Origin of the sequence: Chitinophaga vietnamensis (assembly GCF_902167635.1) — a bacterium.
Taxonomy (GTDB): domain Bacteria; phylum Bacteroidota; class Bacteroidia; order Chitinophagales; family Chitinophagaceae; genus Chitinophaga; species Chitinophaga vietnamensis.
On sequence record NZ_CABHMS010000012.1, the window covers coordinates 70645 to 82825 of the forward strand.

12 protein-coding genes are annotated in these 12181 nt (G+C 49.2%); 4 read left to right on the forward strand and 8 right to left on the reverse strand.

Annotated features, from left to right (window positions below):
- Positions 1-81 precede the first annotated feature (81 nt).
- On the reverse strand, positions 82-1005 hold the full coding sequence (locus tag FPG75_RS25405; RefSeq protein WP_201748013.1) for an aspartate carbamoyltransferase catalytic subunit: 924 nt from the start codon (positions 1003-1005) through the stop codon (positions 82-84).
- A 48-nt stretch (positions 1006-1053) separates the two neighbouring features.
- A complete protein-coding gene (gene pyrR / locus FPG75_RS25410) occupies positions 1054-1584 on the reverse strand; it encodes a bifunctional pyr operon transcriptional regulator/uracil phosphoribosyltransferase PyrR (protein WP_143310856.1) in 531 nt (176 codons plus the stop codon).
- A gap of 438 nt (positions 1585-2022) precedes the next feature.
- Here pyrR and FPG75_RS25415 point away from each other — a divergent pair, with 438 nt between their 5' ends.
- Positions 2023-2514, forward strand: coding sequence for a peroxiredoxin (locus FPG75_RS25415; protein ID WP_143310857.1), 492 nt, complete (start codon positions 2023-2025; stop codon positions 2512-2514).
- Between the two features lie 80 nt (positions 2515-2594).
- On the opposite strand, the gene pruA is transcribed toward FPG75_RS25415, so the two are convergent.
- Positions 2595-4226, reverse strand: a complete 1632-nt coding sequence (pruA, locus tag FPG75_RS25420; protein WP_143310858.1) for an L-glutamate gamma-semialdehyde dehydrogenase — start codon at positions 4224-4226, stop codon at positions 2595-2597.
- Between the two features lie 107 nt (positions 4227-4333).
- Positions 4334-5429 (reverse strand): peptide chain release factor 2 gene (prfB, locus tag FPG75_RS25425; RefSeq protein ID WP_143310859.1). Its coding sequence is split into 2 segments (ribosomal slippage): positions 4334-5368 and positions 5370-5429, totalling 1095 coding nucleotides; the frame shifts between segments, so codons are not numbered across the junction.
- A gap of 163 nt (positions 5430-5592) precedes the next feature.
- Here prfB and FPG75_RS25430 point away from each other — a divergent pair.
- Positions 5593-6396 (forward strand): hypothetical protein, encoded by an 804-nt coding sequence (locus tag FPG75_RS25430; protein WP_143310860.1) that lies wholly within the window; start codon positions 5593-5595, stop codon positions 6394-6396.
- A 42-nt stretch (positions 6397-6438) separates the two neighbouring features.
- Positions 6439-8091, forward strand: coding sequence for a glucose-6-phosphate isomerase (pgi, locus tag FPG75_RS25435; protein WP_143310861.1), 1653 nt, complete (start codon positions 6439-6441; stop codon positions 8089-8091).
- A gap of 177 nt (positions 8092-8268) precedes the next feature.
- Here the strand turns inward: pgi and FPG75_RS25440 are convergent, their stop codons facing one another.
- Positions 8269-8928 (reverse strand): NADPH-dependent F420 reductase, encoded by a 660-nt coding sequence (locus tag FPG75_RS25440; protein WP_143310862.1) that lies wholly within the window; start codon positions 8926-8928, stop codon positions 8269-8271.
- Positions 8929-9077: 149 nt separating this feature from the next.
- Positions 9078-9818 carry a menaquinone biosynthetic enzyme MqnA/MqnD family protein gene (locus FPG75_RS25445; RefSeq protein WP_143310863.1) on the reverse strand — a complete coding sequence of 247 codons (741 nt, stop codon included), beginning with the start codon at positions 9816-9818 and terminating at the stop codon, positions 9078-9080.
- A gap of 35 nt (positions 9819-9853) precedes the next feature.
- Between FPG75_RS25445 and purB the strand changes: the two genes are divergently transcribed.
- On the forward strand, positions 9854-11191 hold the full coding sequence (gene purB, locus FPG75_RS25450) for an adenylosuccinate lyase (protein ID WP_143310864.1): 1338 nt from the start codon (positions 9854-9856) through the stop codon (positions 11189-11191).
- 123 nt (positions 11192-11314) lie between these two features.
- On the opposite strand, the gene FPG75_RS25455 is transcribed toward purB, so the two are convergent.
- Together FPG75_RS25455 and FPG75_RS25460 are read right to left on the reverse strand one after the other, a co-directional pair.
- On the reverse strand, positions 11315-11641 hold the full coding sequence (locus tag FPG75_RS25455; protein WP_143310865.1) for a T9SS type A sorting domain-containing protein: 327 nt from the start codon (positions 11639-11641) through the stop codon (positions 11315-11317).
- Between the two features lie 178 nt (positions 11642-11819).
- On the reverse strand, positions 11820-12173 hold the full coding sequence (locus FPG75_RS25460) for a YraN family protein (protein ID WP_143310866.1): 354 nt from the start codon (positions 12171-12173) through the stop codon (positions 11820-11822).
- Positions 12174-12181: the final 8 nt, after the last annotated feature.

A 12181-nucleotide genomic window follows, 5' to 3' on the forward strand; every position in this document is an offset into this window, starting at 1 on the left:
CGCTTCAAGGGCTTTATCCGAATTGATCTTCGCCTTCAATCAGGAAAATCTTATTAATCCGTTTAATCCTGGTTCAGACAATTATTTATTTCCTGCAAGGAGATATAATGCCGCCATACGCACGGCTACGCCATTTTCCACCTGGTCGAGGATGATGGACTGACGGGAGTCTGCCACGTCGGAGTTCAGTTCCACGCCGCGGTTGATAGGGCCCGGGTGCATGATCACAATTTCTTTCTGGAGGCTGTCGAGCAGTTCCCTGTTCACGCCATAGGCCAATGAGTATTCGCGCAGAGACGAGAACAGCGGCGTGTTCTGGCGTTCCAGCTGGATGCGGAGCACGTTGGCTACGTCGCACCATTCCAGTGCTTCGCGGATATTGTAAGTAACGTTTACGCCGAGTGCGGCAGCCATATATTTCGGTATCAGGGTGGGCGGGCCTACCACTGTTACATCAGCGCCAAGTTTTTTGAGGCAGTAGATGTTGGAGAGGGCCACACGGGAGTGCATGATATCGCCGCAGATCGCAACCTTTTTACCTTCCACGGCGCCGAGCTTTTCGCGGATGGAAAAGGCATCCAGCAGGGCCTGCGTGGGATGTTCGTTGATACCGTCACCTGCATTGAGGATAGGCACATCGATGTGTTTGGCAAGAAAGTGCGGCGCACCGCTGGCAGAGTGGCGCATCACCACCATATCCACTTTCATGGACAAGATGTTGTTGACCGTATCTATCAGTGTTTCCCCTTTTGATACAGAAGAGCCGGAGGCGGAGAAATTAACGGTATCAGCGCCGAGACGTTTCTCTGCGAGCTCAAAAGAGATGCGGGTGCGGGTAGAATTCTCGAAAAATAAATTGACAATCGTGGTATCGCGAAGCGTAGGAACTTTTTTAATCGGCCTTTGTAAAACCTCCTTGAACTGGTCGGCTGTTTGAAAAATAAGTTCTATATCCTGACGCTGCAGATCGCGAATTCCGAGTAAGTGTTTTACAGAAAGTGACATCAAGATGCAAATATAAAGAGTGAAACCTGAATTCCGAAATACTAATTGTTAATCAACGAGTACCACTTCATCTTTACCATCCCGCTCCTGCCATAATACCTTTACTTTTTGTGAGATGAACGCATCGATGGTACGGCCGGTGTAATCAGGCTGAATGGGCAGCTGGCGGCTGAAGCGGCGGTCGATCAACGTAAGCAGCTCTACGGAATCGGGGCGGCCGAAATCCAGCATCGCATCCAGCGCAGACCGGATCGTGCGGCCTGTATATAACACGTCATCTATCAATACCACCTTTTTATTCTCTATGGAAAAATCTATACTGGTTTCATTAGGAACATGCAAGCCCTTGCCTTTGTTGAAATCATCACGGTAAAACGTAATGTCCAGTTTGCCATAATGGATCTTCGCATCGGGCAACAGCTTCTTCAAAGTGCTGTAGATCCTGTCGGAAAGGAAGATACCGCGCGGCTGCAAACCGATCAGCACCGTTTGTTCAAATTGCAGATGATTCTCTATGAGTTGATGACAAAGCCGGTCTATCGTGATCGACAGCTGTTTGCCGTTTAGTATGGTTTTCAAAACACAACGTTTTAGGGGCCAAAAATAATGATTAATGAGGCAGATAAAAAGATCATTTCTGAAAAACACGAGATAAGCGCTACCAATATGGCGCCCCTATGGGGCGCTGTGCGAGTAGCACATGCGTTGTCTACCAATATATCGCCCCTACGGGGCGCAATGTAGATAGCATATACGTTACGATGCATTGCGCCCCGTAGGGGCGACATATTTGTAGCACATGCATCACCAATGCATTGCGCCCCGGAGGGGCGATATATTGGTAGCATGCGCGTCACCAATGCATACGCCCCGGAGGGGCGATATATTGGTAGCATGCGCGTCACCAATGCATACGCCCCGGAGGGGCGATATATTGGTGTGGTCTCATTCCCTTTCCTTATCGTACCTTAGTAGTCAGAAACCATGATCATGAAACTACTAAAGTCAATTATTCTTATGGCAGCCTTCTTTCAACTTTGGAGCAACGATGCAGCGTCGCAAATAAAAACGGGAGACAAGATACCCTCCTTTTCTTTACAGGATCAGAATGGGAAAACCTTTGACATCAATAGTGTGCTGGGCAAACAACCGCTGGTGATCTATTTTTATCCGAAAGATGAAACCAGCGTATGTACCAAAGAGGCCTGCTCTTTCCGTGATGCATACGAGCAGTTCAAACAATACGGGGCGATGGTGATCGGCATCAGTGGTGATGATGTGGCTTCGCACCGCAGCTTTGCCACGCATCACAATCTGCCTTTCACCCTGCTCGCTGATCCTGACAACAAAGTGCGCAAATTATTCGGCGTGCCCAAAACCTTTGTGATACCGGGCCGCGTCACTTACGTCGTAGATAAAAAAGGCGTGGTGGTGCATACATTCAACTCCATGCGTGATGGCGAAAAGCATGTTACAGAATCGCTGGAAGCGCTGAAGAAGATGCAGTAATTACATTTACTTATTGGCATAAAATAAGAAAGGCGATGGAAAAATCCACCGCCTTTCTTGTATTAAATCATGAACATTTATCAGGCTTCTTTCAGGAAGGAATATCTGTAATCCGTTACCGGTACAAATGTTTCCTTGATAGCTCTTGCGCTCAGCCAACGATAGAGGTTGAGCATGGAGCCGGCTTTATCATTGGTGCCGGAAGCGCGGGCGCCGCCAAATGGCTGCTGGCCTACAACTGCGCCGGTGGGCTTGTCGTTGATATAGAAATTACCTGCGCTGTTCACCAGTTTCCTCGTTGCCTGTTCGATCGCATAGCGGTCTTGTGCAATGATAGCGCCGGTGAGTGCGTATTCGGAAGTGGTATCAACGATATGCAGGATCTCATCAAATTTCTCTGCATCGTATGTGTAGATCGTTAATACAGGTCCGAAGATCTCTTCGCACATGGTCACGTAGTTAGGATCAGTGGTTTCGATCACCGTAGGTTCGATGAAGTAGCCTTCTGATTTGTTGTAGTTACCGCCGGCGATGATCTTGGCTTTCGGATCTTTCTTCGCGTTATCGATGTAGCTGGCGATCTTGTCGAAAGCGCGTTCATCGATCACGGCGTTGATGAAGTTGCTGAAATCCTCGGTGGTGCCCATTTTCATGGTTTTCACTTCGGCCGCCAGTTTGGTTTTGATGGCTTCAGCGATGTTGCTAGGCAGGTAAGCGCGGGAAGCGGCGGAGCATTTCTGGCCCTGGTATTCGAAGGCGCCACGCGCCAGTGCTGCTACGGCGATGTCTACGTCGGCAGATTTGTGCACGAGCACAAAGTCTTTACCGCCGGTTTCACCCACGATGCGCGGATAGGTTTTGTATTTGGCAATGTTCTCGCCGATAGTTTTCCACATGGTCTGGAATACGCCAGTGGAGCCGGTGAAGTGGATACCGGCGAAATGAGGATCAGCGAAGCAGATATCGCCGATGAGCGGACCGCCTGCATATACGAGGTTGATCACGCCATCGGGCAGGCCTGCCTCGATGAGTATTTTCATGAACATCTGTGCGGCGAACACCTGTGTATTAGCGGGTTTCCATATCACTACGTTACCGCACATGGCGGCAGAAGTAGGCAGGTTACCACCAATAGCGGTGAAGTTGAAAGGCGTTATTGCCAGCACGAAACCTTCCAGGGGACGGTATTCCATGCGGTTGTGGATGCCGGGGGCGCTTACGGGTTGCTGGCGGTAAATTTCGCTCAGGTAGTGTACATTCCAGCGGAGGAAGTCGATCAGCTCACAAGCGCTGTCGATTTCTGCCTGGAAGGCGTTCTTGCTCTGGCCCAGCATGGTGGCGCCGTTCATGTGATAACGGTATTTGGTGGCGATGAGATCAGCGGCGCGCAGGAAGATGCCGGCGCGTTGTTCCCAGTCCATATTGGCCCATTTTTCACGGGCGGCCAGTGCGGCCTTGATGGCTTCTTTCACGTGGGAAGCGTCTCCCTGATGGAAATGGCCGAGTTTATGTTTGATCTCGTGCGGAGGACGGAGGTCTACCGTGTTGCCGGTACGCACTTCCTTACCGCCGATATACATTGGTATATCTGCTACTTCGGCTTTGAAAGCTGCTAATTGTTTTTTGAGGGCCGCTCTTTCGGGGGAGCCGGGTGCATAGCTGAGAACAGGCTCATTGCTTGGCGCCGCGTAATCAAAATATCCTGTATTCATGTAATACGATTTTGTTGTCAATTAATAACTATAGCACAAAATATCTTTCCGCCGCGAAGTTAACCTATTCCGCGGGCAGGGGCTTATTAATTATTAATGGATACTTATTAATTATTGTCCTCTTCTTTCTGCATCATCAGGTATGCCTTGATGAATCCGTCCAGCTCACCGTCCATGACGGGGCCTACGTTACCTACTTCAAAATCGGTGCGATGGTCTTTGATCATTTTGTATGGATGGAACACATACGATCTGATCTGGGAGCCCCATTCGATCTTGCGTTTGTTGGCGTTGGCGGCGTTTTTGAGTTCCTCGCGTTTGCGGAGCTCTTCTTCATAGAGCTGTGATTTCAGCATGGTGAGTGCTTTTTCACGGTTCTCGCCTTGTGTACGCGCCTGCTGGCATTCGATGATAATACCGGAAGGGACGTGTTTCAGTCGTACAGCGGTTTCCACCTTGTTTACGTTCTGTCCGCCCTTACCGCCTGAACGGTAAAATTCCCATACGAGATCGGCGGGGTTGATCGCAATTTCAATGGTATCATCCACTAACGGGTACACATATACGGAGGCGAAAGAGGTGTGCCTGCGTGCGTTGGAATCGAAGGGAGAGATACGAACGAGGCGATGTACGCCGCTTTCCGCTTTGAGATGGCCGTATGCAAAATCGCCTTCAAATTCCAGTGTGGCCGATTTGATACCGGCGCCTTCACCGTATTGGGTGTCGATCTCTGATACTTTCCATCCTTGCTTTTCGCCATACATGCGGTACATGCGCAGCAGCATCTCGGCCCAGTCCTGGCTTTCAGTGCCGCCTGCGCCGGAGTTGATGGTGAGTACGGCGGGCATTTCATCTTCCGGCTGATTCAAGGTAGACTTGAATTCCAGGTCGTCTAATGCGGATAGTGCGGCGAGGTATGCCTGTTCTACTTCTTCTTCTGTTGCTTCCCCTTCTTTGAAAAAGTCGTTCAGTACGCTGCTGTCTTCTATGGCAGTATGTACATGGTCGTAAAGGTCAACCCAATATTTGTTTACCTTGATCTCTTTCAGGATGGAAGTGGCCCGTGCATTGTCATCCCAGAAACCGGGAGCCAGGCTCAGTTGTTTGTCGTTTTCTATTTTGGCTAATCGGTCAGGGACGTTAAAGAAAACCTCCCAGGACGTGAAGACGGTCCCTCATAGCTTTAAGTTGCTCTGCTGTCATAGGGCGCAAATGTAGGGAAAAATATGTTGATCATAGCGGCTTTTTTCTCGCAAATGCGCAAAGCAGCGTCTTTGCAGGAAAAATCCTTTTTTGGTTTTAGCATAATATTTGCGGAAATTGTTGGTTATCAGACCAATAATATTAAAAAAAGTGCTAATCCGTTATGGTGTCCCATGAAACCCTCCATTATAAGAACAGAGCCGTCTTTAATACTATTGGCTTTATCATCATGATCACCGTAAATGCACTGGGCGCACTGCTTCCCATCAATGGAAAAACTGCCAGGGAAGTATCGGCCGAATACCCCAACCTCTTCACGCCAGCGGCTTTCACCTTCGAAATATGGGGCCTCATCTATCTCGCCGTCCTCTCCTTCGTCGTCTATCAATTATGGTTATCCTTTTCTGATAAACAACCGGAAATGCTCGCCAGATTGATGAACTGCATGAAAGACTGGTTCCTGATATCCTGCGTTGCCAACGCCTGCTGGCTGTTTGCCTGGCATTATGAACTGCTGCCTGTTACTATACCCTTGATGCTGCTCTTGTCAGCATCGCTGCTCATCATCCATATCCGTTGCCGGATCGCTGTAGATGCCGTTACTCCTCCTGAAAAATTTTTCATTCATCTCCCCTTCAGTCTTTATTTCGGATGGGTAAGCATTGCCACCATCAGCAATTTCGCGGCATTGTTCGTATATGCCGGATGGCAGGACAGCCCGGAAGCACAGGTAAACTGGGCCGTAGGCATGATCAGCGTAGGCACCATCACCAGTATTATCATGGTGTTACTGCGCAACAATATCATACATGCACTTGTTAATGTGTGGGCATTTTATGGTATACTGGTGAAGAGAAAACAGGCAGATATACCGGCGGAGAATATCATCATACACGCTTGTATCATCGCCATCGGCATCATCGCTGTTACCATATCCTGGCAATTATACAGGAAGCAGAAATCATGAATCTAAAGTATTACTTTTGACGCGCACAAATATACTCATCATATGTTTCCATCTATCAATCCTGTAGCCACCAAGACGTGGCCGTTGTTGCAGCAACATGCCAACGAAATGAAAAAAGTGCACATGCGTGCGCTGTTCATGGAAGACAGAGAACGATTCAACAATTTCTCCTTGCAGTTTGAAGACCTGTTGTTCGACTATTCCAAGAATATCATCACTGACGATACACGCAGCCTGCTGCTCGCGCTGGCCGCCGAATGCGGCGTGAGCGAAGCCATCAGAGCGATGTTCCATGCAGAGAGAATAAATGTGACCGAAGACCGCGCCGTGCTGCATACCGCCCTGCGTAACTTCTCCGGCAAACCGGTGATGCTCGACGGCCGCGATGTAATGCCCAGCGTAAAAGCAGTGCTCAGCAAAATGGACCACATCTGCCGCCAGGTACATACCGGCGAATGGAAAGGTTATACGGGCAAGCCTATACGTTATATCGTGAACATCGGCATCGGCGGCTCCGACCTCGGCCCCGTGATGGTAACCGAAGCGCTGAAACCTTACTGGAAGCCTAATATCCAGCCCTACTTCGTTTCCAACGTAGACGGCACCGATATCGCAGAAACGCTGAAGAAGATCACACCCGACGAAACGCTCTTCCTCATCGCCTCCAAAACCTTTACCACACAGGAAACCATGACCAATGCGCATACTGCGCGCAACTGGTTCCTGGAACATGCCAAAGATGAAAAGTTCGTAGCCAAACACTTTGCCGCCCTCTCTACCAACGAGAAAGCAGTAAAAGCTTTTGGTATCGATCCGGATAACATGTTCGAGTTCTGGGACTGGGTAGGCGGCAGGTATTCCCTGTGGTCCGCCATTGGCCTGTCTATCGCGCTCTCCATCGGCTACGACAATTTCATTCAGTTGCTCGATGGCGCGCATGCGGTAGATAACCATTTCCAGGAAGCACCGCTCGATAAAAACATTCCCGCCATCATGGCGCTGATAGGCCTCTGGTATGGCAATTTCTTCGGCGCCGCCACAGAAGCCATCCTTCCTTACGATCAGTACATGTACCGCTTTGCCGCCTATTTCCAGCAGGGTAATATGGAGAGCAATGGCAAGCACGTAGATCGTACAGGCGTTAACGTTACCTACGAAACCGGTCCTATCGTATGGGGCGAGCCCGGCACCAATGGCCAACATGCCTTCTACCAGCTGATTCACCAGGGCACGCGCATCATCCCTTGCGATTTCATTGCTCCGGCCATCAGCCACAATCCTATCGGCGATCATCATGTGAAGCTGCTGTCTAACTTCTTTGCACAAACAGAAGCGCTCATGAATGGCAAAACAGCCGCCGAAGTACGCGCAGAACTGGAACAGGCCAACACACCCGAAGAAGAGATCAAAAGAGTACTGCCCTATAAAGTATTCACCGGCAACCGTCCTACCAACTCATTCCTGCTCAAAAAGATCACACCACGCTCCCTCGGCTCCCTCATCGCCTTGTATGAGCACAAGATCTTTGTTCAGGGCGTGATCTGGAACATCTACAGCTTCGACCAATGGGGCGTAGAACTCGGCAAACAACTCGCCAACAAGATCCTCCCCGAACTGCAAGACGACCAACTGATCACCAATCACGACGCCAGCACGAATGGGTTGATCAATGCGTTTAAGAAATTGCGGAGTTAGTCTTTGCTCAGGATTATACTGATTGAAAGGATTACCAGGATTTTTTTATAAGGATTAAAAAAGGATTCGCGAAGGTCAAGTCGACTTGATCTTCGCGAATCCTTTTTTAATCCTTATAAAAAAATCCTGGTAATCCTTTCAATCAGTATAATCCTGAGCAAAGACAACCTTCGCGCGCTACTTCTTAAGCAGCTTGAACGCATGCCCGCTGCTATCATTCAAGAAGCCATAGGCGGACCACAGGATGGAGAGTGGTTCTATGCTGCGGCTCATTTCGATGCGGCCCATGTCGGCTACATCGTTCCAGCCGATTTCGTGGAGGAGGCCGATGACCAGTTTTTTGGCATCAGCGCTATTGCCGGCGATGAACATGGTGGGTGTTCCTTCTTCGAAGTTAGGTAGCAGCATGCGCTCGTGGCCGATGCAGCTGAGGGCCTTTACAACGTATGCGTCGGGAGGTAGCCAGGCTTGTATTTGTTCGCCTGCGGAGTTGCTGTGGCCGATGAGAAAAGTAAGGCGGCCATATTCGTCGGGACCTTTACCATCTAATGGATTGGTAACGTCGACGATCGTTTTGTGTTTGAAATTCCAGATGCCGGCAGCTTCGATGGCCTTCTGAGTGCCGATCCAGCTAGTACAGATGAGGATCATTTCTCCAAATTCCGCCGCTTGCCTGAAAGTGCCTGCTGTGGCCTGCTTTCCGGCTTTCTTTATCCACTGTTGCAGCGATTCCTTGGCAGGGTTTCTTGTACCGATAGTTACATGATGACCCGCCTGAATAAGCCCCTTAGCAAGAGTAAGCCCCACAGGGCCGCTTCCGAGGATGCCAATTTTCATGACCGATACATTGTGTGAACAGTGAAGATAAGCCAAATTATTTGGAGATGTGAGGATTTTTTGATGTGAGAATTGTATGGATGTTTTGTTGTTTTTTTAATCTTCTCTAAACAACAAAACATCCATACAATTCTCACATCAAAAAATCCTTACATCTCTAAATATTTCAAAAATCTTTGCATGCCCTGGCGTTTCGCCGGGGTGAGCGGGTAGCTGATGTTATGTGTGTAGTAGGTGGCCAGATCGTAGGTGTCGTAAGGGTTTTCAGCCACTACTGCCGGGATGTTGTGGATGCCTAAACTGGTGGCGTTATTGAATGCCTGTGTGAAGGCGGCCGGCAATTGCTTGTTGCTGATCCAGGCGGCAAACACGAAAGGCAGGCTGGTAAAGCGCATCCAGTATTCGGCGAGGTCGTAGATGAAGGGCGATACCTTGCGCTGTTCGAGCGCGCGGTCGCCGATCACGAGACCAGCGTCAGTGCCTTTGATCAGGCTTTGGTAATCGCCATTGGTGGCTACAAACTCCACCTCCAGCTTCCAGTACTCTTTTACGAGCACCTGCAGCAGTGCTACGGAGGTACGGCTCTGGTAATCGAGGTAGATCCTTTTTATTTCATGCAGGGGCACGTCGCTGTATAAACATACCGATGCTACCGGTCCTTCTGCGCCAATGCAATAGTCTGCGATGATATGATATTCCTTCAGCTTGGGGATAATAGCCACTGGCACCAGCGCTACATCTACTTCTCCATCGATCAGTTGCTGGGCTATCTTGGCCGGATAATCCATTGATAATTCCATCATCTCCATTACCGGATGATTCCTGAATCCATACAATAAAGGCTTTGTATTCAAATAACTTACAGCTGCTACTTTTACTTTCCGTTCCAATTTCAGTAATTTTGAAGCTGCAAAAGTAAATAAATATGCAATTACAACCATTAACTGCCATTTCCCCGCTGGACGGGCGCTATCGCAAGCAACTGGACGAGCTGGCCAATTATTTCTCTGAATTTGCGTTGATCCGTTACCGTGTGATGGTAGAGGTGGAGTATTTTATTGCCCTGTCGGAGCAGAAACTGTTTACGCTGCCAAAGGCCAAAGTGCCCGGCCTGCGCAAGATCTACCAGGAATTTACCGTGGAGCATGCACAGCTCATCAAGGAAACAGAGAAGATCACCAACCACGATGTGAAGGCAGTGGAATATTTTCTGAAGAATGAGATGAAGAACCTGGGCCTGGAAGACAAGCTGGAATGGGTGCATTTTGGTTTGACCTCACAGGATGTGAACAATACCGCCACGCCCCTGTTCTGGAAAGACGCGATCGAGCATGTATATATGCCTGCCCTGGCCAACCTGGTGCTGGAACTGAAGAAACTGGGACAAGCCTGGCTGAAAGTGCCGATGCTGGCCCGTACGCACGGACAACCCGCATCTCCCACCATCCTGGGTAAGGAGATACTGGTGTTTGTAGAAAGACTGGAAGGACAGATCAAACTGCTGGGCGAAATTCCTTTTGCAGCCAAATTTGGTGGCGCCACCGGTAACTTCAACGCGCACCATGTGGCATTTCCGAAGATCAACTGGGAGAAGTTCGGCGAGAAGTTCGTGAACAATACCCTCGGCCTTCAACGCATGACCTATACCACCCAGATCGAACATTACGATAACATCGCCGCGCAATTCGATGCATTGAAACGCGTGAACAATATCCTGATCGATTTCTGCCGCGATATCTGGACTTACATCTCCATGGATTACTTCAAGCAGAAGATCAAAAAGAACGAAGTAGGTTCCTCCGCCATGCCGCATAAAGTGAATCCGATCGATTTTGAAAATGCAGAAGGTAACCTGGGCATCGCGAATGCCGTGTTCGAGCACCTGAGCGCCAAACTGCCGATCTCCCGCCTGCAGCGCGATCTTACCGATTCTACGGTGCTGCGCAACCTGGGCGTTCCATTCGGTCATACTTTACTGGCCACCAAGTCGATCCAGAAAGGCCTCGATAAACTGATCCTCAATGAGGCCAAACTGAATGCCGACCTGGAAAGCAATTGGGCCGTAGTAGCGGAAGCTATTCAAACAGTGCTGCGCCGTGAGAACTATCCGCAGCCTTACGAGGCGTTGAAAGAGCTGACCCGCGGCGGCGAGCAGATCACACAAAAAAGCATGCATAAATTTATCGATGGCCTCAAGATCAGCGCTGCGCTGAAGAAAGAGCTGAAAGCCATCACACCGCATAACTATACCGGCATCTGGTAGGATAATTACGGATTACGAATTAATAATTACGGCCCATAGCGTAGATCTACGCTATGGGCCGTAATTATTAATTCGTAATTCGCAATTGTTTCTTTTGACTCTCGAAAGCAATGCAAAACAGCATCAGCGCTGTTTGATGACGATCTCTTCTTCCGTAGTACTACCGTCCACGGTTATACGAAGAATATACTTGCCGGATGGCAATCCGCTTAGTTGCACCTGTTGCCCGGTATGAAGGCTTCCCGGTGCGAAAGGGATCATACGTACCGGAAAATGTTGCTGATTTAAAACGGTCAGCTGAATGCTGCGGTCATCTGCAGCAGCCCGAATAAACACGCAGGCGCTGAAAGGCGCTTCCTGCCTGATGTTGCAAGCCTGACCCGATCTGATACCTTTACCGGCGTCCACAGTCAAAATACCTGTAAAAATCAATATGCTCCACAAGTTCATAACAATGCTTGTTTATGATGAACAACAACCTGAACGGCTTGTTACGCAGCGTTTTTCCGAGGAGATGATTTTTTTTGGTTGAAGACAGGGTTAAATTTTAAAATGCTTCGCAAAGATATAAGATATTTTCTATTAAAATTATTTCATAGATATCATTTTTGTTAAGCGTTAGTTAATCTCAAAACACATCCCGCAAATGGATCAGCTCATGCATGGCAGCTTCTTTTATAATTACGGAGATAATATCAAAACGGATTGCGGCGGGCTGTAGGTCATATGTCCGCAGGTAGGCCTCGGCCACTTCGCGGATATGCGCTTCCTTGCGATGGTCCACCGCCTGCTCCGGAAAGCCGAAACGTTTGCTGCTGCGCGTTTTCACCTCAATAAAATAGATCACGCCCTGGCGTGCGGCTATGATATCGATCTCTTTGCGCCCGTATTTCCAGTTGGTATGCAGCACGTCGCAATAGCGGCGTACATAGGCCAGCGCCAGCCGCTCTCCTTGCTGGCCGAGGCGCAGGTGCCGCTTCATAAATGTGT

What these genes read in the sequence shown, in the direction of transcription:
- FPG75_RS25405 (WP_201748013.1), bottom strand. Translation starts at nt 1,005, where the DNA reads ATGTCACTTTCTGTAAAACACTTACTCGGAATTCGCGATCTGCAGCGT.
- FPG75_RS25415 (WP_143310857.1), top strand. Translation starts at nt 2,023, where the DNA reads ATGGCAGCCTTCTTTCAACTTTGGAGCAACGATGCAGCGTCGCAAATA.
- pruA (WP_143310858.1), bottom strand. Translation starts at nt 4,226, where the DNA reads ATGAATACAGGATATTTTGATTACGCGGCGCCAAGCAATGAGCCTGTT.
- FPG75_RS25430 (WP_143310860.1), top strand. Translation starts at nt 5,593, where the DNA reads ATGGTGTCCCATGAAACCCTCCATTATAAGAACAGAGCCGTCTTTAAT.
- pgi (WP_143310861.1), top strand. Translation starts at nt 6,439, where the DNA reads ATGTTTCCATCTATCAATCCTGTAGCCACCAAGACGTGGCCGTTGTTG.
- FPG75_RS25440 (WP_143310862.1), bottom strand. Translation starts at nt 8,928, where the DNA reads ATGAAAATTGGCATCCTCGGAAGCGGCCCTGTGGGGCTTACTCTTGCT.
- purB (WP_143310864.1), top strand. Translation starts at nt 9,854, where the DNA reads ATGCAATTACAACCATTAACTGCCATTTCCCCGCTGGACGGGCGCTAT.
- FPG75_RS25455 (WP_143310865.1), bottom strand. Translation starts at nt 11,641, where the DNA reads ATGAACTTGTGGAGCATATTGATTTTTACAGGTATTTTGACTGTGGAC.
- FPG75_RS25460 (WP_143310866.1), bottom strand. Translation starts at nt 12,173, where the DNA reads ATGAAGCGGCACCTGCGCCTCGGCCAGCAAGGAGAGCGGCTGGCGCTG.